Source organism: Paramagnetospirillum magneticum AMB-1, from assembly GCF_000009985.1.
GTDB lineage: Bacteria > Pseudomonadota > Alphaproteobacteria > Rhodospirillales > Magnetospirillaceae > Phaeospirillum > Phaeospirillum magneticum.
In genome coordinates this window covers 933,635-955,826 of sequence record NC_007626.1, presented here as the reverse complement: position 1 = coordinate 955,826, position 22,192 = coordinate 933,635, and the positions used below count along the sequence as shown (strand labels likewise).

The window sequence follows — 22,192 nt, the reverse complement described above, 5'->3', positions numbered from 1 at the left end:
GTGTGGAATAGCCTGGGCAACAGGCGACTTGGGAGGAAATATCATGAAGTTGGGAACCCTCATCGCGGGGGCCATCGCCGCCTGCGTTCTCGCCGGCAGCGCCATGGCGCAGCAGGCACAGCCGATCGTCATCAAGTTCAGCCACGTGGTCGCTCCGGACACCCCCAAGGGCAAGGGGGCCGAGTACTTCAAGAAGCTGGCCGAGGAGCGGACCAAGGGCCGCGTCAAGGTCGAGGTCTACCCCAACAGCCAGCTCTACAAGGACAAGGAGGAGATGGAGGCCCTGCAATTGGGCGCCGTCCAGATGCTGGCCCCCAGCCTGGCCAAGTTCGGCCCCCTGGGCGTCAAGGAATTCGAGGTCTTCGACCTGCCCTACATCTTCCCCAGCAAGGACGTGCTGCGCTCGGTGACCGGCGGCCCGGTGGGCGCCAGTCTGCTGAAGAAGCTGGAAGGCAAGGGCATCATCGGCCTGGCCTATTGGGATAACGGCTTCAAGATCATGAGCGCCAACAAGCCCATCAAGGCCCCCAGCGATCTCAAGGGCGTCAAGATGCGCATCCAGTCCTCCAAGGTGCTGGACGCCGAGATGCGCGCGCTCGGCGCCCTGCCCCAGGTCATGGCCTTCTCCGAGGTCTATCAGGCGCTGCAGACCGGCGTGGTCGATGGCACCGAGAACCCGCCCAGCAACATGTACACCCAGAAGATGCACGAGGTACAAAAGCACGCCACCATGACCAACCATGGCTATCTCGGCTATGCGGTCATCGTGAACAAGAAGTTCTGGGAAGGCCTGCCGGCCGATATCCGGGCCACCCTGGAAGGCGCCATGAGCGAAGCCAGCGTCTTCGCCAACGCCATTGCCCAGACCGAAAACGACGACGCGGTGAAGGCCATGAAGGCTTCGGGCAAGACCGAGTTCCATGACCCCTCCGCCGCCGAGATCGAGGCCTGGCGCAAGGCGCTGCTGCCCGTGCACAAGGACATGGAAGGCCGGGTCGGCAAGGACCTGATCGAATCGTTCTACAAGGAAGCCGCCAAGTTCGGCTTCAAGAACTGATTCCGGTCTGATGGCGAAGGGGCGTGTTGGGCGCCCCTTCGTCCCTCGTCCGCTTCCAATCCTTCGGCTTTCGTGGGAGGCCCCATGCTGAGAGCCCTTGATCACCTTGAAGAATGGCTGATTGCCTTTCTCATGGGCACGGCGACGCTGATCATCTTCGTCGCCGTTCTGCAACGCTATGCGGCAGGCACCGCCCTGCTGTATCCCCTGGTCGGGCACCTGGATTTTTCCTGGGCCCAGGAACTGTGCATCATCATGTTCGTGTGGATGGCCAAGTTCGGCGCCGCCTATGGCGTACGCACCGGCATCCACGTGGGCGTCGACGTGGTCATCAACCGCCTCGATCCCCAATGGCGGGCCAAGCTGATCGTATTCGGCCTGCTGGCCGGCGCGCTGTTCACCGGCATCGTCGCCACCATGGGCGGCCATTTCGTCATGGAGAACGGCGCCCATTACGCCTTCCTCCACGCCTTCGGCCTGCCCACCGGCGATCTCTACGAAGGCCCCATCACCCCGGACATGGAGGCCCCCACCTGGGTGGTCTATTCGGCCATTCCGCTGGGCTCGGCCCTGATGTGCTTCCGCTTCCTGCAGGTCTGCGTCGGCTTCATCCGGACCGGCGAGCTGCCCCATCACGACCACGGCCATGTGGAAGGGCTGGAAGAGGACACCACCGATCCCCAGCGCGCCGCCCAGGACATCAACTGGTTCGAGATGTCGGACAATCTTCACCCCAAGGACGCCAAAGACGACAAGGGTGATCACCAGGGGGAGAAGCGGCCATGAACTCCGCCGTCATCTTCGGGCTGCTGATCGTGCTGATGCTGACCGGCATGCCCATTTCCATCTCGCTGGGCCTCACCGTCCTGTCGTTTCTGTTCCTCTTCACCCAGGTTCCCATCGAATCCGTGGCGCTGAAGCTGTTCACCGGCATCGAGAAGTTCGAGATCATGGCGATCCCGTTCTTCATCCTGGCCGGCAACTTCCTCACCCATGGCGGCGTGGCGCGGCGCATGATCAACTTCGCCACCGCCATGGTCGGCCACTGGTACGGCGGCCTGGGCCTGGCCGGCGTCATGGCCTGCGCCCTGTTCGCCGCCGTGTCGGGATCGAGCCCGGCCACGGTGGTGGCCATCGGCTCCATCATCCTGCCCGCCATGGTCAAGCAGGGCTTCCCCAACAAGTTCGGGGCGGGCGTCATCACCACCTCGGGCGCGCTGGGCATCCTGATCCCGCCCTCGCTGGTGATGGTCATGTACGCGGTGGCCACCAACACCTCGGTGGGCGCCCTGTTCATGGCCGGCGTCATTCCCGGCCTGGTGCTGGCCACCGTGCTGGGCGCGGTGACCTGGTACATCGCCTGGAAGAACGACTATCCTCGTCTGCCCCCCGCCACCTGGGCCCAGCGTTTCCGGGCGTTCCGCGAGGCCATCTGGGGGTTGGCCCTGATCGTCATCGTCATCGGTGGCATCTATACCGGTGTCTTCACCCCCACCGAGGCGGCGGCCATGAGCGCCGTCTACGCCTTCCTGATCGCCGTGTTCGTCTACAAGGATATGCCGCTGAAGGGCGTGGGCAAGATCCTGCTGTCCTCGGCCTCCATGTCGGCCATGCTGCTGTACATCATCACCAACGCGGTGCTGTTCAGCTTCGTCCTGGCCAACGAGAACATTCCCCACGCCATCGCCGACTGGATCGTCGGCAAGGAGTTGGGAGTGATCGCCTTCCTGCTGGTGGTCAACGTGCTGCTGCTGGTGGCGGGCAATTTCATGGAGCCCAGCTCCATCGTGCTGATCATGGCTCCCATCCTGTTCCCGGTGGCCATGAAGCTGGGCATCGACCCGATTCACTTCGGCATCCTGATCGTGGTCAACATGGAGGTGGGCATGTGCCACCCCCCGGTGGGCCTCAATCTCTATGTGGCATCGGGAATCACCAAGATGGGCATCACCGAGCTGACCGTGGCGGTGTGGCCCTGGCTGCTGGCCATGCTGGGCTTTTTGATGGTGGTGACCTACTGGCCGCCGCTGTCCATCTGGCTGCCCCGGGCGTTGGGGGTGATGTAAAGCCTCAGGGGCAGGCCCGCAGCCGGGTCTGCCCCTCTTCTTTTTTCAGATCACCACAGACGCCGTTCACGCACAGGCGCCAGTCGGCGGTGAAATCCGAGCGGGCCAGAACGATCTCGTCCATGACGATCCCCGGCGACCACACCCAGCGGTCATCCCGAAGAACAGCCTCGGGCGGCGGTTCCATGCCGGCGCCGCTGCCCGCCACCGAGGCTTGATCCAGCGCCAGCCGGCCGGACTCGACCCGCCAATCCTCGCGCCACTCCACCTTTTCCACCGAATGGGTCCAGGCCAGGGTGAAGTGGTCCGAGGGCGTCAGGACCGCCAGACCGGCGGCCACCACCATGCACAGGCCGCTCATGCCCCCTGGATCGCCACCCGGCGCGCCCGCATCCAGTGCCAGGCCAGGAACACGGCCGACAAGGCGAAGCCGATCTCGTCGGTCAGCGGCACCGCCGCCACCAACAGGAAGGCCGCCAGCACCGCCACCGCCCGCTCCCACATCTTCATGGGCGCCCACAGATAGCCGATGGTCGCCGCCCCCCACAATCCGATGGCCAGCAGCGCCTTGATCACCACATAGGCCGTATCGAACAGCGAGCCGCTGACCATCATCAGCGAGGGATCGTAGACGGCCATGAACGGCACCACGAATCCCGCCATGGCGACGCGCACCGCCCACCATCCCGTGACGAAGAAATTGGACCGCGCGATGGAGGCGGCGGCAAAGGCGGCCAACCCCACCGGCGGCGTCAGGTCGGCCAGGATGCCGAAGTAAAAGACATACATGTGCGACACCACCAGCGGCACGCCCATCTTGAACAGCATGGGCGCCACCAGGGACGAGGTGATGATGTAGGTGGGAATGGTGGGAATGCCCATACCCAGGATCAGCGAGGCGATCATGGTCAGGATCAGGGTCAGAAACAGGCTTCCCCCCGACATGGAGACCAGCCCCTGGGTGAACGAGCCGGCGATGCCGGTCAGGGTCATGGTGCCGATGATGGTGCCCACCAGGGTGCAGGCGACGCCCACCGGCACGGCGGAGCGTGCGCCCTCCACCAGGCCGCGCACGGTCATGCGCATGGTCTCGCGCCCGCCGCGCACGAAGAAATTGACGCCGACCAGCACGGCGACGGTCACCACCACCACATTGATGCCCAGCTTGAAGAAGGCGGACGAGGCGATGCCCAGCACGCCCCAGAACACCACGCGCCCCGCCATGCCGCCGATATTGGCGGCGATGCTTGATCCCAGGATGACGATGGCGGTCAGCGCCAGGCCCACCGTGCCCGAGAACATGGGGGTGAAGCCGGCCAGCAGCAGATAGACCAGGGCGGCCAGCGGCACCATCAGGTACCATTGCCGCCTGAGAGCCCCCTGGGCGCTGGGGCACTGGTCCTTGGGCATGCCGTGCAGCCCGGCGATGCCCGCTTCCAGATGCACCATCCAGATGGCCGAGGCGTAGTAGAGCAGGGCCGGAATGGCCGCCGCCTTGCACACCTCGGCATAGGAGATGTTCAGGGTCTCGGCCATGATGAAGGCCACGGCGCCCATCACCGGCGGCATGATCTGGCCGCCCATGCTGGCGGTGGCCTCGACCGCGCCGGCGAATTCCGAGCGGTAGCCGAAACGCTTCATCAGCGGAATGGTCAGCGCCCCGGTGGTCACCACATTGGCGATGCCCGACCCGTTGATGGTGCCCATCAGGCCCGAGGTCACCACCGCCACCTTGGCGGGACCGCCCTTGGTATGGCCCACCGTGCCCAGGGCCACATCGGTGAACAGGCGGATCATCCCCGCCTGCTCCAGAAAGCTGCCGAACAGGATGAACAGGAAGATGTAGGTGGCCGAGACATAGCAGGGGATGCCGAAGATCCCCTCGGTGCCCAGGAAGTACTGGTTGATGATCTGGTCGAAACCATAGCCGCGATGGCCCAGGGGCGCCGGCAGGATCTCGCCGAAGGCGGCATAGGCCACGAACACCAGGCAAAGCGCCGGCAAGGCCCAGCCCATCAGGCGGCGGGCCGCTTCGAACACCAGGGCCACCATGACGGTCCCCACCACCAGATCGGTGGTCGAGGGATCGCCCGAGCGCTGGACCAGCTCGCCCTCGTATATCAGGTGATAGAGCGACAGGATGAAGGACAGCCCGCCCAAGGCCCAGGCGGTGGCCACTTTGACCGGATTGCCCCGCCCCATGGCGGCGTAAAGGGCGAAGACCATCAGCAGCAGGAAGCCCACATGGATGGAGCGCACCGGCAACGACGACAGCGGCGAATAGGCCGCCGTGACGATCTGGAAGACGGAGAAGGCGATGGCGATCCAGAAAATCCCCCTGGATTCGACGCCATGGCCGAACACTTCACCCTTGGTGTCGATCTCGGCGAGATCGACATCCTTTTCGTCCTGCTGGCTCATGGCCTTCCCCCCTTCACGGCATCACTTCAACAATCCGGCCTCGCGATAGTACTTCTCGGCTCCGGGATGGAGCGGGATGGGCGATTTGGCCGCATGGGCCGGATCGATCTCGCGCGCCGCCGAATGGGCGGCCAGCAGGTCGGGCATGTTGGTGAACATGGCCTTGGTCATGCCATAGACCAGTTCGGCGGGAACGCCTTCATGGGTGACCAGGAAGTTGCGCACCGCGGCGGTGGGCACGTCCACGGTCTGGCCGCGATAGGTATTGGCCGGCACCACCGAGGCGATATAGGCCGAATCCCCGGTCTTGGCGATCACCTCGGGCGAGATGGCGACGATGACGATATCGTCGCCGGTGGCCAGGTCGCGCAGCGACGAGACGCCCAGCCCGGCCGATTGCAAGGTGGCATCCAGCTGCTTGTTCTTCATCAGCTCCACCGATTCGCCGAACGGCAGGTACTGGACCTTCATGTCGGAATAGGCGAGGCCCGCCGCCTTGAAAATCGCCCGCGCATTGAGCTCGGTGCCCGATTTGGGCGCGCCCACAGACACCCGCTTGCCCTTGAGGTCGGCCAGGGTCTTGATGCCGGAATCGGCGGTGGCGACGATCTGGATGTAATTGGGATAGATGGCGGCCATGGTGCGCAGCTTCTTCAGCGGCGCCTTGTAGCCGGCCTCCTCGACGCCGTCCCAGGCCTGGGTCAGGGAATCGCCCAGGGTGAAAGCCAGTTCGCCGCGCCCCATCTGCAGCAGGTTGAGATTCTCCACCGAGGCCTTGGTGGCCTGGACGGTGACCCGCGCCCCCGGCAGCGCCTTGCCGTAAATGGACGACAGGGCATTGCCCAGCGGGTAGTAGACGCCGCTGGTGCCGCCGGTGAGAATGTTGAGGAATTGATCGGCGGCAAAAGCCGGCACCGCCAGAATGGTGGCCAGAACGGCCCCGAATACGACCCTCTTCATGATGCCTCCCAAGCATTGATGTCTTATTAGAAGGGTTTGGTATGACCATAACGCAACCCCTCCACCTTGACCAGATGAGCCGAACGCTCGTTCGATTCGCGTTCCTGGCCTGTGTTTGCGCAGCGCCCGCCTCGGCAGGATCGCCGCCCGCCCCCACCCTGGCCGCAGATCATCCCCTGGCGAGCCGGGTCTGGGCACCGGCCACTGGCAAATGGTCCAGCCCCGACGACGCCCTGGAGCGGGTGAAGGGCGCCGGCATCGTGCTGCTGGGCGAGATTCACGACAACGCCGACCATCACGCCCTGCAGGCCTGGGTGATGACCGAACTGGCCGCCGCCGGCCGCCGCCCCCTGCTGGCGCTGGAGATGGTGGACAGCGACCGGCAGGCGGTGCTGGACCAGGGGATCGGCACCCCCGCCACCCTGGGCGCGGCGCTGGACTGGGAAAAGCGCGGCTGGCCCGACTGGGCGCTGTATCGCCCGATCGTCGAGGCCACCCTGGCGGCGCGGGGCGAGGTCAAGGCCGCCAATCTGCCCCAGGACCTGACCCGCCGCATCGCCAGGGGCGAGCAAGGCGCCGAGGTGGATGGACGCTTCGGCCTGGACCAGCCCCTGCCCCCGGCCGAGGAAAAGGCCCTGGCCGCCGACATCCGCGAGGGTCATTGCAACCTGCTGCCCGACAAGGCGGTGCCGCCCATGGTCCGGGTGCAGCGGGCCCGCGACGCCGCCATGGCCGAAGTGATGGCCGATCAGGCCTCGCGGCCCGAAGCCGGACCGGTGGTGCTGATCGCCGGCGCCGGCCATGCCCGCACCGACCGGGGCGTGCCGGCCCGCCTGCGCGCCATGGTGCCGGGCGTCGCCATGCTGTCCATCGGCTTCGTGGAAGTGGAGGACGGCAAGACCAGCCCCGCCGCCTACGGCGAATCCTTCGGCACCCGGACTCCGCCCTTCGACCTGATCTGGTTCACCGGCCGCGCCACGCGCGAAGATTCCTGCGCCATGATGGAAAAGCACATGAAAAAGAAGGAGGGGACGGGGAAAGAGAGCAACCTGCGTTAGATCTGACGCAGGTTGCTTTAGCGGCCATTGAGGCCGCGGCCAAGCGGCCGGAGGGCCGCGCCCGGCGAGGGGCAAATATGAATCCTGGACCATTGGGCGTCATCTTTGACGCTCGATGGTCCAGACCTCAGGTCAGCCCCGCCTTGGCGCGGGGGTCGTAGCCGTGGCGCGGCCCCCACTTTTCCACCAACTGGCGGAATTCTCCGTCTTCGGGCAGGACCACCGTCAGGGTGACCAACTGGTCGCCCCGCGTGTTGCCCGGACCGGCGATGCCCCGGCCCTTGAGGCGCAACACCGCCCCGGTGTTGGAGCCGGGGGGGATGGTCACCATCACCTTGCCGTCGATGGTCGGCACCGGCACCTTGCCGCCCAGGACCGCCTCCTGCACCGTCACCGGCAGGTCGAGCAGCACGTCCAGGTCGCGGCGCTTGAAGTGGGAATGGTCCTCCACCTTGATCTCGATGAAGGCGTCGCCGGGCACGGCTCCGTCATCGGCGCCGTGGCCCTGGCCCTTGAGGCGCAGGGTCTGGCCGTCCTGGCTGCCCGGGGGGATGCGCACCTCGACGGTGCGCCCCGACATCAGGGTCACCCGCTTGGTCCCGCCCGCCGCCGCGTCGAGGAACGAGATGGTCAGGGTGTGGCGAACATCGCCGCCCCGCGGCCTGGCCTTGGCATGGGCCTGGGACTGGGCCTTCTGCTTGCGGCGGAACAGCTCGGCCATGATGTCGTCCACATTCTCGCCGAAGCCGCCGAAACCGCCCCGGGGGCCGCCGCCGCCGGGACCCGGCCGGGCGCCGGGGCGCGACCGCCAGGCGCCGCGCTTGGGGCTGCCGGTGGCGTCGATCTCGCCGGCATCGAACTGGGCGCGCTTGGTGGAATCCGACAGGAAGTCATAGGCGGCCGAGATGTCCTTGAACCGCGATTCGGCCTTGGCGTCGCCCGGATTGAGGTCGGGGTGAAGCTCGCGCGCCAGGGCGCGGTAGGCCTTCTTGATATCGTCATCGGAAGCGGTCCGGGCCACGCCCAGCACCAGATAAGGATCCTTCACCGCGTCGTCATCCCGGCTGCAATGGAAAAAGGCGGCATCGCCAACCCGCGACCATGCCGCCGTTCAGGTTAAGGAAGCGTGAGCGAGGTCAGTTCACCGCGCTCCACGAGCCGTCGGCCTGCTTGCAGGCGGTGCCGGTCACCGTCTCGTCCTTGCCGTCCACGGTGATGGTCGACTGGTAGTCGCGGCAGGTCCGGCCCTGGGCGTCGGTGTTTTCGCTCACCGGGGTGACCGTGCCGGAATTGCCCGACTGGGGATTGCTCCAGGCGATGGTTTCCCCCACCGGGCCGTCCTGGGCCTTTTCCTCGGCCTTCAGCACCTCTTCCTTGTCGGCCTTGTCCAGCTTCTTGCCCAGTTCCGAACCGGCATAGGCGCCCAGGGCGGCGCCCAGCGAGGTCATCAGCACCCGGCCGATGCCGCCGCCGAACTGCGAGCCCAGCAGGCCGCCGCCGATGCCGCCCAGGATGGCGCCGCCGGTCTGCCCGAGCTTGGCATCGGCGCAGCCGCCCAGCAGCGACAGGGCGAGAAGGGCGGAAACGAACTTGGGGGCCTGGGGGCGCATGGCGGTCTCATGAAAAGGGGGTATGCGACGAAACGTCTACCATATGGCCTTGAATCTGGGCATTTTGAGGGCGTCGCGTCAACACCCGCCGGTGAGAGAATGTCCGCACCCGAAGCCGACCCCCTGGTCCTGTTCCACAAGTGGATGGACGAGGCCGAAAAGGCCGAGCCCAACGACCCCAACGCCATGGCCCTGGCCACCGCCGATGCGGAGGGACGGCCCAGCGTGCGCATGGTGCTGCTGAAGGGCGCCGACCAGGACGGCTTCGTGTTCTTCACCAACCTGGAAAGCCGCAAGGGCCAGGAGCTGGCCGCCAATCCCCATGCCGCCCTGTGCCTGCACTGGAAAAGCCTGCGGCGCCAGATCCGGGTCGAAGGGTCCATCACCCGGGTCTCGGACGAGGAAGCCGATGCCTATTTCGCCACCCGGGCGCGGGCCAGCCAGATCGGCGCCTGGGCTTCCATCCAGTCGCGGCCGCTCACCGGCCGGTTCGAGCTGGAGAAGCGGGTGGGCGAATTCGCCGCCAAGTTCGGCCTGGGCAAGGTGCCGCGCCCGCCCCACTGGTCGGGCTTCCGCCTGGCGCCCAGACGCATCGAATTCTGGCACGACCGGCCGTTCCGCCTGCACGACCGCTTCGACTATGTCCGCGACGGGGACGGCTGGCATCTGGAGCACCTCTACCCATGAGCCATCCAGCCGACCATGGCCGCCTGATGCGGCTGGCGACCTACGCCTCGACCGGCACCGCCGCCTTGCTGATCGCCGTCAAGCTGGGCGCCTGGCTCGCCACCGGCTCGGTGGCGCTGCTGTCCACCCTGATCGATTCCACCCTGGATCTGGCCGCTTCGGCGCTCAATCTGATGGCGGTGCGCCATGCCCTGGTGCCGGCCGATGACGAGCATCGCTTCGGCCACGGCAAGGCAGAGGCCCTGGCTGGGCTGGGGCAGGCCGCCTTCGTGGTGGGCTCGGGCGGTTTTCTGCTGGCCGAGGCCGGCAGCCGCATGGTCCACCCCCAGCCGGTCAGCCACGGCGAATGGGGTATCGCGGTGATGGTGTTCTCCATCGCCGCCACCTTCGCCCTGGTGGGATTCCAGCGCATGGTGGCCAAGCGCACCGGCTCACTGGCCATCTCGGCCGATTCCCTGCACTACACCGGCGATCTGTTGATCAATGCCAGCGTCATCGTCTCGCTGCTGCTGGCGGCGGGCACCGGCTGGCCCCTGGCCGATCCGCTGTTCGCCATCGGCATCGCCGGCTGGCTGATGATCAACGCCTGGCAGATCTTCCGGCTGTCGCTGGACACCTTGATGGACAAGGAACTACCCGAAGCCGACCGCGAGCGCATCCGCGCCATCGTCGCCGCCCATCCCGGCGTTCAGGACCACCACGACCTGCGCACCCGCACTTCGGGCCGCCAGGGCTTCATCCAGTTCCATCTGGAATTGCCCGGCAACCTGCCGCTGGTCGAGGCGCACCGCATCTCCGACGATGTGGAGAAGGCCCTCCTGGCGGAATTCCCCGGCTTCGACGTGATCATCCACGAGGACCCGGCGGGCATCCGCGATGCGCGGACGGAGTTTCGTTAAGGGCTTGTTTCAGGCGTGGCCGGCGCTGGCCGACAGCAGGCCCACGTCGATGCCCAGCTTGTGGATGGCGCGCTCGTATTTGTGTTCGAGATCCCGGCTGAACAGCAGCGCCGGATCGGCGGGCACGGTCAACCAGGAATTCTCGCGGATTTCCATGTCGAGCTGCCCCGAGCCCCAGCCGGCATAGCCCAGCGCCAGCAGGCTTTCCCGCGGGCCGGTGCCGTCGGCCATGGCGCGCAGCACGTCCACGGTGGCGGTCAAGGCCACGTCGCCCTCGACGAGCATGGTGTTCTCGTGCTGGTAATCGGCCGAATGCAGCACGAAGCCGCGCCCGCTTTCCACCGGGCCGCCGAAATGGACGCGGATCTCGTCGCAGGCGGGAGTGGCGGGAATTTCCAGCTGTTCCAGCAATTCCGGGAAGGTCAGGCCGCCGAACAGCTTGTTGACGACGATGCCCATGGCCCCGTCGGCGGTATGGGCGCACAGATAGACGATGGCGCGGGCGAAGCGCGGGTCTTCCATCTGCGGCATGGCGATCAGAATCTGTCCGGCGAGATAGCCGGTAGTCTTTTGCGTAGGCATGCCTTTCAGATATTCCGCCCGGCCCGTGAAAGCAAGTCCGGCGATGTCAGTCCTGCAGGCTGGACAGGAAGGCCCACAGGTTCTTCCATTCCTCGGGGGTCTTGGCCTTCATCACCTCCAGGTCGTCATGCTTGCGCTTGCCCGACAGGAAGCTGTCCACCTGGACCTTCAAATAGGAGATGTGCTGAGGCGCGATGGCCGGCTTCTTCAGGCGGCCCTGGCCCTTGTTGCCGTGGCAGGGGCCGCAATCGGCGGCATAGAACGTCTTGCCGGCTTCCACGTCGCCCGGCTCGCGCGGGATCTGCAGCACCTTCTTCATGATCTGCAGCCGGGCATAGCCGTCGGCGGGCATGTTGGCCGGCGGCTTGGTCTCCAGCTTGACCTCGGAGAGAAAGCGGGTGACGTCCAGCACGTCGCGCTCGGACAGTTCGCGATCCACGGCGAAGGGGATCATCGGGATGTTCTCGCGCTCGCGGCTCTTGAACTTGCGCATCTGCTCGGCCAAGTAGTCGGCGTTGAGGCCGCCCAGGCGGGGATAGGCGCCGCCGCCGCCGCCATTGCCCAGCTCGCCGTGGCAGCCGGCGCAGATGCGCATGACGTCCTGGGCGTTGTCCTTGTCGTAAACATAGGGCTCGCCCTTGATCATGATCGGCGCCTGCTGGGCCGTCGCGGTTGCCGCGGCGGCAACCAGCCCGGCCATCAGCAGCGCCGCACCCAAACCGATCCTCATGGCCCGCCCTCCAAAATCATGCAGATTTCAGACTGGTTACGTGGACATCCCCGGCTCTGCATTGAGCAAGGTCAAGTCACCGGCCTCCGCCCTGTGGTTAGGTCGCCTTCCCGCAACCAGGAAGCCCGCCATGAAACGCACCGCGCTCACCGCCCTGATGGTTTTCGCCGCCACCCCCGCCCTCGCCCTGGACTGGGGCAGCGTGCCGGGCAAGGAGATCGTCCTGTTCTACCCCGGCCAGTCGTCGCTGGAATGGGTGCTGTCGGGCGAGCACGGCGGGGCGCCCAAGGTCAAGAACGGCAAGGCCTGCAAGGAGTGCCATCTGGGCGAGGAAAAGGACATGGGCGCCACTCTGGTGTCGGGCTCCAAGAATGAACCCGCGCCCATTCCGGCCAAGCCCGCCTTCATCCCCGCCACGGTCAAGGTGGCCCAGGAGGGCGGCAAGCTCCTCGTCCGCCTGGACTTCAAGGAGGGCGCCCAGCCCGATTCCAAGATGGATGCCGACTTCGCCACCAAGGTGACCATGATGCTCGACGACGGCAAGCTGCCCGAAGCGGCGCAGGCCGGCTGCTGGGGCACCTGCCACGAGGACGCGGCCAAGATGCCGGCCGGGGGCGCCGGCGAGCGCACCAAATACCTGAACCGCACCCGCGCCAAGCCGGGCCGACAGGGCGCCGGCGACGAACTGGTGGCGGCGGCGGAACTGGAGAAGATGCAGGCCTCCGGTCAGGTGATGGAATACTGGCAGGCCCGCCTGAAGCCCGGCGCGGCGGCAGTGGCGGCCGGCGGCTTCATTTTCGACAAGCGCGCCGAGGCCAAGCCCTCGCCCGTGACCGCCGAGGCCACCCAGAGCGGCGACGGCTGGAGCGTGACGCTCAGCCGCCCGCTGGCCGCCTCCGCCCCGTTCAAGACCATCGAGGTGGGCAAGACCTACAATCTGGGTTTCGCCATCCATGCCGGGCACACCGCCCGGCGCTTCCACTATGTCTCGCTGGAGCACACCCTGGTGCTGGACAAGGGCGACGCCGACCTGGTCGCCGTGAAGAAGTAATCTTGGACCGAAGACCGGGAGGCTCAGCCCTCCCGGTTGATGGCCTTGACCAGATCGCCGATGGAAACCAGACCCCGCGGCTCGCCGTCCTGGACCACCGGAATATGGCGGCAGCGGGTCTCGGTCATGATGTCGAGGATTTCCGCGACGCTGTCGCTGGCGGCGCAGGCAATGACGTCGCGGGTCATGGCATCGCCCACCGACATGCTGATCATATCGGCGCCCAGCCGGGCGAAGGCCCGGGAGATGTCGCGCTCGGACAGAATTCCGACGATGCCCCCGGCACGGTCGGCGCAGATCAGCGCTCCGATATTCTTTTCCAGCAGCAGGGACGCCGCCTCCCGCAACGAGGCGCTGGGCGCCACCGTGTGGATCGTCTGCCCCTTATAGGCCAGGACATCGGAGATCCGCATCATTCATCCCTTTCCAGAGCAAGGATATATCTGGGCCTGACATAGCAGACCGATACGAATGGATTATCCTGAGATAGGCAATAAACCGTATCTCAATCGATAACAAAGCGCAAACGTCGTCGGGAATGGAGGGGGCGGCTTGACCGGCCTCAAAGCGGTCCGGGCGCCATCCGTGCGCTTTTGGCTCATCCCTCCCTGTCCAAGGATATAGTCACCATGACCAGTTCCCTCAGCGGCAAAGTCGCCGTCGTCACCGGTGCCAGCAGCGGCATCGGCCATGCCATCGCCCAGCGCTTCCTGGCCGAAGGCGCCAAGGTCGCCGTCTTCGCCCGCAATGCCGCCGCCCTGGCCGACCTCGCCAAGGGCCGCGAGGATTCGGTGCTGGCGGTGACCGGCGACGTCACCTGCGCCGCCGACCTGGAACGGCTGGTGGCCGAAACGGTGAAGCGGTTTGGCGGCGTCGACATGGTCATCCCCAACGCGGGCATCGCCAAGGTGGTGCCGTTCGAGCAGAGCGACGCGGCGGCCATCGACCACCAGTTCGCCGTCAATTTCACCGGCGCGGTGCAGACGGTGCGCGGCTTCCTGCCCCATATCCGCCAGGGCGGATCGGTGCTGTTCGTCACCACCTTCCTGACCCAGGTCGGCTTTCCCGGCCTGGCCATCTACAGCGCCAGCAAGGCGGCGCTGAAGTCGTTCTCGCAGACCCTGGCCGCCGAACTGGCCCCCAAGGGCATCCGGGTGAACTCGGTCGCCCCCGGCCCCATCGGCACCCCCATCTGGGGCAGCATCGGCCTGCCGGCCGACGTGTTGCAGGCGGTGGCCACCCAGGTGACGGCGCGCCTGATGCCCGGCGCCTTCGGCGAGCCCGGCGACATCGCCGCCACCGCCGCCTTCCTGTGCTCGGATCAGGCCAAGAATATCTGGGGCCAGGAGATCGTGGTCGACGGCGGCTACACCATCGGCTGACCCATCCTCTTCCCCTCCCCCCGCCCCTGGTGGGGGGAGGGCGGGAGGGGGGATCTGGTATTAAACGGCCTCCACGTCCGCGCCCATGGCCAGATTGCCCTGGTGATCCACCGCCCAAAGCTCGGCGCCGCCCGGCGTCGGGCGTCCGGCGACCTCGAAGGGATGGATGTCGAACAGCGGCCGTCTGGCCCGGAACGTAAAGCCGGTGACCCGTGCCCCCGGATTGTGGCGCAGAAACAGGTCCATCAGCAGGGTGGCGATCAGCGGCCCGTGGACGATCAGGCCGGGATAGCCCTCCACGTCGCGGCAATACTCGCGGTCGTAATGAATGCGGTGGCCGTTGAAGGTCAGCGCCGAGTAGCGGAACAGCAGCACGATGTCGGGATGCATGCTCCGCCGCCACGCGGCCTGGGCCGGTTCCGGCTCGCCCGGCGGCAAGGATTCGCCCGGCCTGGGCGCCTCGCGGTAAACAATGTGGTGGACCTCGGTCATCGCCGGCCCGGACTGGGTGGAGATCTCATGCTCGACCCGGACGAACACCATGGGGCCGGAGCGGCCGGTCTTTTCCGTCACGTCGGCGATGGTCGAGCGCCGGGTGATGGCGGCGCCCACCGGGATGGGGGCCATGAACGAGAACTCGCCCCCCGCCCACATGCGCCGGGGCAGTTCCACCGGCGGCAGAAAGCCGCCCTTGTGGGGATGCCCGTCGGCGGCGATGTCGCGCTCCAGGGCACGGGGCAGGAAATAGAGCCAGTGCCCCAGGGGCGGCACCTCGCCCGCCACCCACGGCGGATCGGCGTGATCCAGAGTGGCGGCCAGACCGAGGAGCGGCGCATGGGACGCCATGTCGTGCACCGTCTCCGTCCGCCCGATCCAGTCGGCCGGCACCATGATCAGTGCGATCCGGTTTCCGGCGAGGGCCGGGTCTGCAGCGCCTCCAACCCCCTGGTGGGGGCCGAAGCCGCCAGGGCGCGGGCATAGGCGGCGCGGTTGGAGAGCAACCGGTCGGCCAGATCCATCTCCAGCCTGTTGTCGCCCAGCCGGGCCGGCGGGCAGGTATCGCGCAGACGGTGGCGCAGCTCGGTATCGTCGATGCCGGTGCCGCGCCACACCGCCAGGGTCTCGGCCGGCTTGCCCGGCAGCGTGCCGCGCCCGATGGCCTCGACCATCTGGGCGGCGGTCTGGGTGGCGGCGCCAGTGCACAGCACGGGCAGCACGCCCAGGCCATGCAGGGCATAGCCCGACGGCGCATGAAAGCGCGACCAGGTCAGGGTGATCTCGCCGTCATTGGGCAGGCGCACAACCGTCTGGACGGTGCCCTTGCCATAGGAATTGGTGCCGATGACCACGGCCCGCCCCGCGTCCTGCAAGGCGGAGGCGACGATCTCGGCGGCCGAGGCCGACCGCCCGTCCACCAGCACCGCCAGGGGCAGGTCCTCGCCGATGTCGCCGGGCTTGGCCTCGAAGGAATTGGCCGAGGCGGGATGACGCCCCCGGGTCGAGATGATGGTGCCCTCGGCCACGAACAGGTCGACCACCGCCACCGCCTTGTCCAGCAGGCCGCCGGGATTGCCGCGCAGGTCCAGCACCACGCCCTGAAGGCCGCCGCCCAGGCGGTCCCGGATGTCCTTCAGCTGGTTTTCCAGGCTGTAGGCGGTGCGCTGGTTGAAGCTGGTGATCTTGAAATGGGCGATGCCGCCCGCCACCGAGGAACTCACCGTCTGAGGGACGATCAGCGAACGGCGGAGCGTGAATTGCAGCATCTGGCTGCCGCGCCGCAGCGCCAGCACCAGTTCGGTGGCGACGGCGCCGCGCAGCTTGTTGGAAATGTCGGCGCGGTCCAGCCCCCGGACCGGATCGCCGTCGATGGCGGTGATGATGTCGCCGGCGCGCAGACCCAGCTTGGCGGCGGGGCCATCGTCGACCACCTCGACGATGCGGACCTCGCTGTCGATCAGGTCGAACTTGATGCCGATGCCGCCAAAGCCCGAGCGGTTGGACCGGTGCTCGCGCGCTTCCCGCGCCCCGGCATAGCGGGAGAACAGGTCGGCCTTGCCCAAGGCGCCTTCGAACACCGCCTGATACAGCCGCTCGGCATCGGCGTCGCGCAGCCGCTCCGACATCTGCGAGGCCTCCAGGGCCGCATTGACGGTGATGCGCGCCCAGCCCACCGTGTCGTCGGGGGACGCGGCGGGAAAATCGACCACCACCTTCTCGGTGGTGGACAAGCGCAGCCGCCCCTGGTCCAGGGTGACGGCCAGTTGCGGATCGATCTCGGCCAGACCGCGCAGCCCGTCCAGGGCGATAGTCTGGGCGGTGACCGGCTGGAGATGGCGCTCGACGATGGCGTCGAAGCCGAAGGCGATGGTGCGCTCGGCCTCGCCCGCCACCCAGCCGGCGGCGGCGGGGGGGGACAGCAGGGACACGGCCAGGGCGAACCCGGCTCCCAGGGGCGTGAATCGGCTCATCGGGGGGATTATGCGCAAGCGACCGCCGCCGGGTACAGAGGTTTCATCGCACGGCAAGCCCGTCCGCCATCCGGCCCTCGATCCGGGCCAGGAAGCGCTCCACGTCGGTCAGGGGAAAATGGTCGAGCGCCGTGACGTCGAGCCGCCACCACTGGCTGGCCAGCAGGCGGCGGATGATCTCGGGGGAAAAGCGGTGCCGGATGATCCGCCCGGGATTTCCGGCGACGATGGCATAGGGAGGCACATCCCGGGTCACCACCGCGCGAGCGCCGATGATCGCTCCCGTGCCGACGCTCAGCCCATTGCGGACAAAGGCCCCGGCGCCGATCCAGACGTCATGGCCGATGGCGACGGGGGCCAGGCACTCGTGGGGCGATTTCCGGGCCTGCCTCATGGCCGGCCAGTGGTCCAGGGGCAGCCGCCCCCAGGCGAAGGGATGCGTCGTCACCCAGTCGGTCGGATGCTCGACGCCGCCGATGTCGCAATTGGGAGCGATGGAGCAATAGCGGCCGATGGTCGTGGGGGTCCACAGGCGGGTGTCCTCGGAGATATAGCTGTAGGCCCCGAGGAACAGCGCGTGTTCGGCCAGGACACCGGAGCGGATTTCCACCGGAGCCTCCGCCTGAAAGTGGGGCAGCGTCGATGTGTGATGGATCCGAATGCCCCGCGCCAGCGCCTCCAGGAAGTATCCCTGGTCGTCGATGTCCTCGCGGGGCGGCGCGGTCACCGCGTCCGGCTCCGGAACGAGCGCTTGGGCCGGCCCGATTGCGGCGGACGCGGCGGGCGGAGGCCTCTCTCCCCGGCTCCGCCCAGGCGGAACACCATGGAGCCGGTCAGCGTATTGGCCTCGGCCAGTTCCACGTCCAGCTTCTGGCCCAGTTGGAACGTCTTGCGGGTGCGCTTGCCCACCAGGCAATGGTGGACCTCGTCGTGGACGTAGAAATCCTCAGGGAGCGTCGAGATGGGCACCAGCCCGTCGGCCCCCGTCTGGTCCAGGGTGACGAACAGTCCGAACCGGGTGACGCCCGACACCTTGCCGGCAAAGGTGGCGCCCACCTTGTCCGCCAGGAAGGCGGTGACGTAGCGGTCCACCGCCTCGCGCTCGGCGGTGGCGGCGCGCCGTTCCGTCACCGAAATGTGCTCGCCCCATTCGGCGAACTCTGCGACTGCATCCGCAGGCAGCCCCCCCTCGCCCAGATGCAGCCCCGAGATCAGGGCACGATGAACCAGCAGGTCGGCATAGCGGCGGATGGGCGAGGTGAAGTGGGCATAGCGCGCCAGCCCCAGGCCGAAATGGCCGATATTCTCCGGGCTGTACTGGGCCTGGGCCTGGGAGCGCAGGATCACCTCGCTGACCAGATGGGAATTGGCGGTGCCCTCCACCGCTTCCAGGATGCGGTTGAAATGGGCGGGGCGCAGCACCTGACCCTTGGCCAGCTTCAGATCCATGGAGGAGAGGAATTCCCGCAATCCGTCCAGCTTCTCCTGACTGGGCAGGTCATGGATGCGGTACATGCAGGGCTTGTGAACCTTCTCCAGGGTCTCGGCGGCGCAGACATTGGCCATGATCATGAAGTCCTCGATCAGCCGGTGGCTGTCGAAGCGCTCGCGCTCGGTAATGGCCTCCACCTTGCCCTCGGGGGTGATGGTCACCTTGCGCTCGGGGATGTCCAGTTCCAGGACGCCGCGTTCCTTGCGCTCGCGGAACAACGCCGCCCAGGCGCCGTACAGCGGCTCGATCACCGGGGCCAGCAGCGGACCGGTCCTGTCGTCGGGAGTGCCGTCCTTGGCCGCCTGCACCTGGGTATAGGTCAGCCGCGCCACCGAGCGCATCATTCCGCGCACGAAACGATGGTGCAGCTTGTTGCCGAGAGCGTCCAGCCAGAAATGCACCGCCATGCACGGGCGGTCCTCGTCGGGCTTCAAGGAACACCAGCCGTTGGACAGTTCCTCGGGCAGCATGGGCACCACCCGGTCGGGGAAATAGACCGAATTGCCGCGCTTGAAGGCTTCCTTGTCCAGGGAATCACCGGGCCGCACGTACCAGGAGACGTCGGCGATGGCGACCATGCAGTGCCAGCCGCCGGGATTCTTGGGGTCGGGATCGGGCTCGGCGAACACCGCATCGTCGAAATCGCGGGCGTCCTCGCCGTCGATGGTCACCAGGGGAATGGAGCGCAGATCGGTGCGCTCGTTCATGGGGGCCGGTCCCTCGGCTGCGGCCTGCTGCAGCGCGGCCTCTGGGAATTCAAAGGGAACGTCGTTGGTGTGTATGGCCACCAGGCTGACCGAGCGCGGCGCGCCCAGCAGGCCCATGCGCTCCTTCACCGAGGCGGTGCGCATGCCGTAAAGCCGTCCCGGCATGATGTCGGCCAGCACCAGTTCGCCGGCCTTGGCGTCACCGGTCTCGCCCCGGGGCACCATATACTCGGCCTTTTCCTTGCGCGAGGTGGGGCGCAGCCGGCCCGAGCCGTCGGGATTGGGCTCGAACACGCCCAGCACCCGGGCACGGGCCTCGCCGATGATGCGGATGGCGCGGGCCTCGTAGACGTCCTCGCCGCGCACTCGCTTCAGCTTGGCCAGCACCCGGTCGCCCACGCCCACCGCCGCCTCGCCCGCCCGGAACGGCGCCATGAAGATGCGCGGCGGGCGGCCCTCGCCCTCGTAGTTCAAGGGACGCGCCAGCAATTCGCCGTCGCTGTCGGTGCCGATGATCTCCACCACGCCCACGTCGGGCAGGGTGCCGGGACTGGCGAAGCGCCGCTTCTGGCCGCGCTCCACCACGCCTTCCCGCTCCAGCTCCTTCAAGATGGCCTTGAGGTCGATCTTGTCCGAGCCCCGCAGGTTGAAGGCCCGCGCCAGTTCGCGCTTGCCCACCCTTCCCGGCTGGGATCGGATGAAGTCGAGAATTTCCTGCTTGGACGGAATCGGGACGATCTTGGGCTTTTTCATGCCGCCAGCCTATAGGCCCGGAGGCCCGGGAGCAAGGAAAGCCCCCTTGACGGGCATCAAGGGGGCTTTCCCTTCCGCCATGCTCTGATGGCCCCTTGAAGGAGCACACCCCATGGCCAAGCCCGAGGTATTCCGCATCAGCCTGGACGACGCCGCCGCCGATTCCACCTTCCGGCGCTTTACCGCCGCCATATGCGGCGAGACCGGGCATGGCCGCCACGCGGTGCTGGTCCAGTCGGCCGAGGGGCCGCGGCTTCTGCTGCAGAACAGCGGGCGCTGCCTGGATGCGGATACGCCGTGGCGCATGACCCGCGAGGTGCTAGCCCCGGTCTTCCTGTTCGACGACCAGGTGGAATGGGTGGCGCTGTTTCCCATGGACGACTGGCAGATGCGTTGCGACGCGGCGCTGGAGGCCTCGTTCACCGCCGACAAGCCATGGTCCCGCCTGCTGGCCGAGGAATTGCTGGCCGAACTGCCTGGGGTCCCCCACCTGATCGTCTCGCGCTGAGCCGCCAAGCTTGACGGGGCGGCCCCACCCGTCTACTCAATCTCCCAAATCGACCACGCCCAAGCGGAGAGCCCCCATGGCCTCGTACCAGTACGTCTATGTCATGAAGAACCTGACCAAGGCCTATCCCGGCGGGAAGGAAATCATGAAGGGGCTGACCCTCAGCTTCCTGCCCGGCGCCAAGATCGGCGTGCTGGGCGTCAACGGCGCGGGCAAGTCGACCCTGTTGAAGATCATGGCCGGCATCGACAAGGAATACGGCGGCGAAGCCTGGGCGGCCGAGGGCGTCAAGATCGGCTATCTGGCGCAGGAACCCCATCTGGACCCCGCCAAGGACGTCATGGGCAACGTCATGGAGGCGGTGGCCGAGACCAAGGCCCTGCTGGACCGTTTCGAGGAAGTCTCGGCCAAGTTCGCCGAGGAGCTTTCCGACGACGAGATGAACGACCTGATCGCCGAACAGGGCGAGTTGCAGGAAAAGATCGACCATCTCAATGCCTGGGACCTGACGCGGACCATCGAGATCGCCATGGACGCGCTGCGCTGCCCGCCGGGCGATGCCGACGTCACCACCCTGTCGGGCGGTGAGCGCCGCCGCATCGCCCTGTGCCGCCTGCTGCTGTCGCACCCCGACATGCTGCTGCTGGACGAGCCCACCAACCATCTGGACGCCGAATCGGTGGCCTGGCTGGAGCGCTTCCTGGAGGATTACTCCGGCACGGTGGTGATGATCACCCACGACCGCTACTTCCTGGACAACGTCACCGGCTGGATTCTGGAACTGGAGCGCGGCCACGGCATCCCCTACGAGGGCAACTACACCTCGTGGCTGGAGCAGAAGGGCAAGCGCCTGGAGCAGGAAGAGCGGGAAGAGACCGCCCGCATGCGCGCCATCCGCGACGAGTTGGAATGGGTGCGGTCCAGCCCCAAGGCTCGCCAGACCAAGAGCAAGGCCCGTATCAGCGCCTTCGAGGATCTGGTGGCCAAGTCCCAGGAAAAGGCCACCGGCCCCGCCGTCATCTCCATCCCCCCCGGCCCGCGCCTGGGCGGCAAGGTGATCGAGGCCGAGAACGTCTCCAAGGCGTTCGGCGACAACCTGCTGTACGAGAACCTGAACTTCCGCCTGCCCCCGGGCGGCATCGTCGGCATCATCGGCCCCAACGGCGCCGGCAAGACCACCCTGTTCCGCATGATCACCGGCCAGGAGCAACCCACCACCGGCAGCTTCACCGTGGGCGAGACCGTGGTGCTGGGCTATGTGGACCAGAGCCGCGATTCGCTGGATCCCGACAAGACCGCCTTCGAGGAAATCTCCGACGGCCAGGAGGAAATCGATCTCGGCAAGCGCAAGATCAACGCCCGCGCCTATGCCGGCCTGTTCAACTTCAAGGGCGCCGACCAGCAGAAGAAGGTGGGCGTGCTGTCGGGCGGCGAGCGCAACCGCGTCCATCTGGCCAAGATGCTGAGCCGTCCCGCCAACGTCATCCTCCTGGACGAACCCACCAACGATTTGGACGTGGAGACCCTGTCGGCGCTGGAAGACGCCCTGGCGGAATTCCCCGGCTGCGCCGTGGTCATCAGCCACGATCGCTTCTTCCTGGACCGCATCGCCACCCACATCCTGGCCTTCGAGGGCGATTCCCAGGTGGTGTGGTTCGAGGGCAACTACCAGGATTACGAGGCGGACCGTCACCGCCGCCTGGGGACCGACGCCGACCAGCCGCACCGCATCAAGTACAAGCCGCTGAAGCGTTAGGACGC

Annotated in this window: 22 protein-coding genes; 10 read left to right on the top strand and 12 right to left on the bottom strand. The window is 67.0% G+C overall.

What is annotated here, in order from left to right; all coding sequences use genetic code 11:
* Positions 1–43: 43 nt before the first annotated feature.
* The 3 genes from AMB_RS04560 to AMB_RS04550 all read left to right on the top strand — a co-directional run bounded on the left by AMB_RS04560 (position 44) and on the right by AMB_RS04550 (position 3,123).
* Positions 44–1,057, top strand: coding sequence for a TRAP transporter substrate-binding protein (locus AMB_RS04560; RefSeq protein WP_011383337.1), 1,014 nt, complete (start codon positions 44–46; stop codon positions 1,055–1,057).
* A gap of 84 nt (positions 1,058–1,141) precedes the next feature.
* Complete coding sequence (locus AMB_RS04555; protein ID WP_011383336.1) at positions 1,142–1,843, top strand: TRAP transporter small permease; 702 nt, start codon at positions 1,142–1,144, stop codon at positions 1,841–1,843.
* On the top strand, positions 1,840–3,123 hold the full coding sequence (locus tag AMB_RS04550) for a TRAP transporter large permease (protein ID WP_011383335.1): 1,284 nt from the start codon (positions 1,840–1,842) through the stop codon (positions 3,121–3,123). Before AMB_RS04555 ends, AMB_RS04550 begins: the two co-directional genes overlap by 4 nt.
* A gap of 4 nt (positions 3,124–3,127) precedes the next feature.
* Here AMB_RS04550 and AMB_RS04545 read toward each other — a convergent pair whose 3' ends face one another.
* From AMB_RS04545 to AMB_RS04535, 3 genes are read right to left on the bottom strand one after another with little or no spacing between them, the layout of a single operon-like run.
* Complete coding sequence (locus AMB_RS04545; protein WP_011383334.1) at positions 3,128–3,484, bottom strand: DUF1850 domain-containing protein; 357 nt, start codon at positions 3,482–3,484, stop codon at positions 3,128–3,130.
* Positions 3,481–5,544 carry a TRAP transporter permease gene (locus tag AMB_RS04540; RefSeq protein ID WP_011383333.1) on the bottom strand — a complete coding sequence of 688 codons (2,064 nt, stop codon included), beginning with the start codon at positions 5,542–5,544 and terminating at the stop codon, positions 3,481–3,483. The genes AMB_RS04545 and AMB_RS04540 overlap by 4 nt, the downstream gene beginning before the upstream one ends.
* 21 nt (positions 5,545–5,565) lie before the next feature.
* Complete coding sequence (locus tag AMB_RS04535) at positions 5,566–6,504, bottom strand: TAXI family TRAP transporter solute-binding subunit (protein ID WP_011383332.1); 939 nt, start codon at positions 6,502–6,504, stop codon at positions 5,566–5,568.
* Between the two features lie 41 nt (positions 6,505–6,545).
* Between AMB_RS04535 and AMB_RS04530 the strand changes: the two genes are divergently transcribed.
* Entirely contained in the window at positions 6,546–7,562 is a 1,017-nt protein-coding gene (locus AMB_RS04530) for a ChaN family lipoprotein (protein WP_011383331.1), read from the top strand.
* 127 nt (positions 7,563–7,689) lie between these two features.
* Here the strand turns inward: AMB_RS04530 and AMB_RS04525 are convergent, their stop codons facing one another.
* Positions 7,690–8,610, bottom strand: coding sequence for a DnaJ C-terminal domain-containing protein (locus AMB_RS04525; protein WP_011383330.1), 921 nt, complete (start codon positions 8,608–8,610; stop codon positions 7,690–7,692).
* Between the two features lie 88 nt (positions 8,611–8,698).
* Positions 8,699–9,172 (bottom strand): RT0821/Lpp0805 family surface protein, encoded by a 474-nt coding sequence (locus AMB_RS04520; protein WP_011383329.1) that lies wholly within the window; start codon positions 9,170–9,172, stop codon positions 8,699–8,701.
* A gap of 99 nt (positions 9,173–9,271) precedes the next feature.
* On the opposite strand from AMB_RS04520, the gene pdxH reads away from it, so the two are divergent.
* Together pdxH and AMB_RS04510 are read left to right on the top strand one after the other, a co-directional pair.
* Positions 9,272–9,859 carry a pyridoxamine 5'-phosphate oxidase gene (pdxH, locus tag AMB_RS04515; RefSeq protein WP_043743428.1) on the top strand — a complete coding sequence of 196 codons (588 nt, stop codon included), beginning with the start codon at positions 9,272–9,274 and terminating at the stop codon, positions 9,857–9,859.
* Complete coding sequence (locus tag AMB_RS04510) at positions 9,856–10,758, top strand: cation diffusion facilitator family transporter (RefSeq protein ID WP_011383327.1); 903 nt, start codon at positions 9,856–9,858, stop codon at positions 10,756–10,758. Before pdxH ends, AMB_RS04510 begins: the two co-directional genes overlap by 4 nt.
* Positions 10,759–10,767: 9 nt before the next feature.
* Here AMB_RS04510 and AMB_RS04505 read toward each other — a convergent pair whose 3' ends face one another.
* The gene (locus AMB_RS04505; RefSeq protein WP_043743427.1) at positions 10,768–11,340 is read right to left on the bottom strand and encodes a YqgE/AlgH family protein; all 573 of its coding nucleotides are present in this window, start codon (positions 11,338–11,340) and stop codon (positions 10,768–10,770) included.
* A 46-nt stretch (positions 11,341–11,386) separates the two neighbouring features.
* Positions 11,387–12,070 carry a c-type cytochrome gene (locus tag AMB_RS04500; protein WP_011383325.1) on the bottom strand — a complete coding sequence of 228 codons (684 nt, stop codon included), beginning with the start codon at positions 12,068–12,070 and terminating at the stop codon, positions 11,387–11,389.
* Positions 12,071–12,200: 130 nt separating this feature from the next.
* On the opposite strand from AMB_RS04500, the gene AMB_RS04495 reads away from it, so the two are divergent.
* On the top strand, positions 12,201–13,121 hold the full coding sequence (locus tag AMB_RS04495) for an ethylbenzene dehydrogenase-related protein (RefSeq protein WP_011383324.1): 921 nt from the start codon (positions 12,201–12,203) through the stop codon (positions 13,119–13,121).
* A 23-nt stretch (positions 13,122–13,144) separates the two neighbouring features.
* Here the strand turns inward: AMB_RS04495 and AMB_RS04490 are convergent, their stop codons facing one another.
* A complete protein-coding gene (locus AMB_RS04490) occupies positions 13,145–13,537 on the bottom strand; it encodes a CBS domain-containing protein (protein ID WP_011383323.1) in 393 nt (130 codons plus the stop codon).
* A 213-nt stretch (positions 13,538–13,750) separates the two neighbouring features.
* Here AMB_RS04490 and AMB_RS04485 point away from each other — a divergent pair, with 213 nt between their 5' ends.
* Positions 13,751–14,503 carry an SDR family NAD(P)-dependent oxidoreductase gene (locus tag AMB_RS04485; RefSeq protein ID WP_011383322.1) on the top strand — a complete coding sequence of 251 codons (753 nt, stop codon included), beginning with the start codon at positions 13,751–13,753 and terminating at the stop codon, positions 14,501–14,503.
* A 60-nt stretch (positions 14,504–14,563) separates the two neighbouring features.
* Here AMB_RS04485 and AMB_RS04480 read toward each other — a convergent pair whose 3' ends face one another.
* Genes AMB_RS04480 through rnr form a run of 4 tightly spaced genes read right to left on the bottom strand, consistent with a single transcriptional unit; the run spans position 14,564 to position 19,923 of the window.
* Complete coding sequence (locus AMB_RS04480) at positions 14,564–15,394, bottom strand: FAS1-like dehydratase domain-containing protein (RefSeq protein ID WP_011383321.1); 831 nt, start codon at positions 15,392–15,394, stop codon at positions 14,564–14,566.
* Positions 15,395–15,396: 2 nt separating this feature from the next.
* Positions 15,397–16,971, bottom strand: a complete 1,575-nt coding sequence (locus AMB_RS04475; protein ID WP_043743426.1) for a S41 family peptidase — start codon at positions 16,969–16,971, stop codon at positions 15,397–15,399.
* A gap of 43 nt (positions 16,972–17,014) precedes the next feature.
* Positions 17,015–17,698 (bottom strand): CatB-related O-acetyltransferase, encoded by a 684-nt coding sequence (locus AMB_RS26285; protein WP_011383320.1) that lies wholly within the window; start codon positions 17,696–17,698, stop codon positions 17,015–17,017.
* Positions 17,695–19,923 (bottom strand): ribonuclease R, encoded by a 2,229-nt coding sequence (gene rnr, locus AMB_RS04465; protein WP_011383319.1) that lies wholly within the window; start codon positions 19,921–19,923, stop codon positions 17,695–17,697. Before rnr ends, AMB_RS26285 begins: the two co-directional genes overlap by 4 nt.
* Positions 19,924–20,035: 112 nt before the next feature.
* Here rnr and AMB_RS04460 point away from each other — a divergent pair, with 112 nt between their 5' ends.
* Positions 20,036–20,431, top strand: a complete 396-nt coding sequence (locus AMB_RS04460; RefSeq protein WP_011383318.1) for a hypothetical protein — start codon at positions 20,036–20,038, stop codon at positions 20,429–20,431.
* Positions 20,432–20,507: 76 nt separating this feature from the next.
* Positions 20,508–22,187, top strand: coding sequence for an energy-dependent translational throttle protein EttA (gene ettA, locus AMB_RS04455; protein ID WP_011383317.1), 1,680 nt, complete (start codon positions 20,508–20,510; stop codon positions 22,185–22,187).
* Positions 22,188–22,192 lie beyond the last annotated feature (5 nt).

What these genes read in the sequence shown, in the direction of transcription:
- AMB_RS04560 (WP_011383337.1), top strand. Translation starts at nt 44, where the DNA reads ATGAAGTTGGGAACCCTCATCGCGGGGGCCATCGCCGCCTGCGTTCTC.
- AMB_RS04550 (WP_011383335.1), top strand. Translation starts at nt 1,840, where the DNA reads ATGAACTCCGCCGTCATCTTCGGGCTGCTGATCGTGCTGATGCTGACC.
- AMB_RS04490 (WP_011383323.1), bottom strand. Translation starts at nt 13,537, where the DNA reads ATGATGCGGATCTCCGATGTCCTGGCCTATAAGGGGCAGACGATCCAC.
- ettA (WP_011383317.1), top strand. Translation starts at nt 20,508, where the DNA reads ATGGCCTCGTACCAGTACGTCTATGTCATGAAGAACCTGACCAAGGCC.
- AMB_RS04530 (WP_011383331.1), top strand. Translation starts at nt 6,546, where the DNA reads ATGACCATAACGCAACCCCTCCACCTTGACCAGATGAGCCGAACGCTC.
- AMB_RS04535 (WP_011383332.1), bottom strand. Translation starts at nt 6,504, where the DNA reads ATGAAGAGGGTCGTATTCGGGGCCGTTCTGGCCACCATTCTGGCGGTG.
- AMB_RS04545 (WP_011383334.1), bottom strand. Translation starts at nt 3,484, where the DNA reads ATGAGCGGCCTGTGCATGGTGGTGGCCGCCGGTCTGGCGGTCCTGACG.
- AMB_RS04520 (WP_011383329.1), bottom strand. Translation starts at nt 9,172, where the DNA reads ATGCGCCCCCAGGCCCCCAAGTTCGTTTCCGCCCTTCTCGCCCTGTCG.
- AMB_RS04485 (WP_011383322.1), top strand. Translation starts at nt 13,751, where the DNA reads ATGACCAGTTCCCTCAGCGGCAAAGTCGCCGTCGTCACCGGTGCCAGC.
- AMB_RS04500 (WP_011383325.1), bottom strand. Translation starts at nt 12,070, where the DNA reads ATGAGGATCGGTTTGGGTGCGGCGCTGCTGATGGCCGGGCTGGTTGCC.
- pdxH (WP_043743428.1), top strand. Translation starts at nt 9,272, where the DNA reads ATGTCCGCACCCGAAGCCGACCCCCTGGTCCTGTTCCACAAGTGGATG.
- AMB_RS04510 (WP_011383327.1), top strand. Translation starts at nt 9,856, where the DNA reads ATGAGCCATCCAGCCGACCATGGCCGCCTGATGCGGCTGGCGACCTAC.
- AMB_RS04480 (WP_011383321.1), bottom strand. Translation starts at nt 15,394, where the DNA reads ATGGTGCCGGCCGACTGGATCGGGCGGACGGAGACGGTGCACGACATG.
- AMB_RS04540 (WP_011383333.1), bottom strand. Translation starts at nt 5,544, where the DNA reads ATGAGCCAGCAGGACGAAAAGGATGTCGATCTCGCCGAGATCGACACC.
- AMB_RS04555 (WP_011383336.1), top strand. Translation starts at nt 1,142, where the DNA reads ATGCTGAGAGCCCTTGATCACCTTGAAGAATGGCTGATTGCCTTTCTC.
- AMB_RS04460 (WP_011383318.1), top strand. Translation starts at nt 20,036, where the DNA reads ATGGCCAAGCCCGAGGTATTCCGCATCAGCCTGGACGACGCCGCCGCC.
- rnr (WP_011383319.1), bottom strand. Translation starts at nt 19,923, where the DNA reads ATGAAAAAGCCCAAGATCGTCCCGATTCCGTCCAAGCAGGAAATTCTC.
- AMB_RS04505 (WP_043743427.1), bottom strand. Translation starts at nt 11,340, where the DNA reads ATGCCTACGCAAAAGACTACCGGCTATCTCGCCGGACAGATTCTGATC.
- AMB_RS04495 (WP_011383324.1), top strand. Translation starts at nt 12,201, where the DNA reads ATGAAACGCACCGCGCTCACCGCCCTGATGGTTTTCGCCGCCACCCCC.
- AMB_RS04475 (WP_043743426.1), bottom strand. Translation starts at nt 16,971, where the DNA reads ATGAGCCGATTCACGCCCCTGGGAGCCGGGTTCGCCCTGGCCGTGTCC.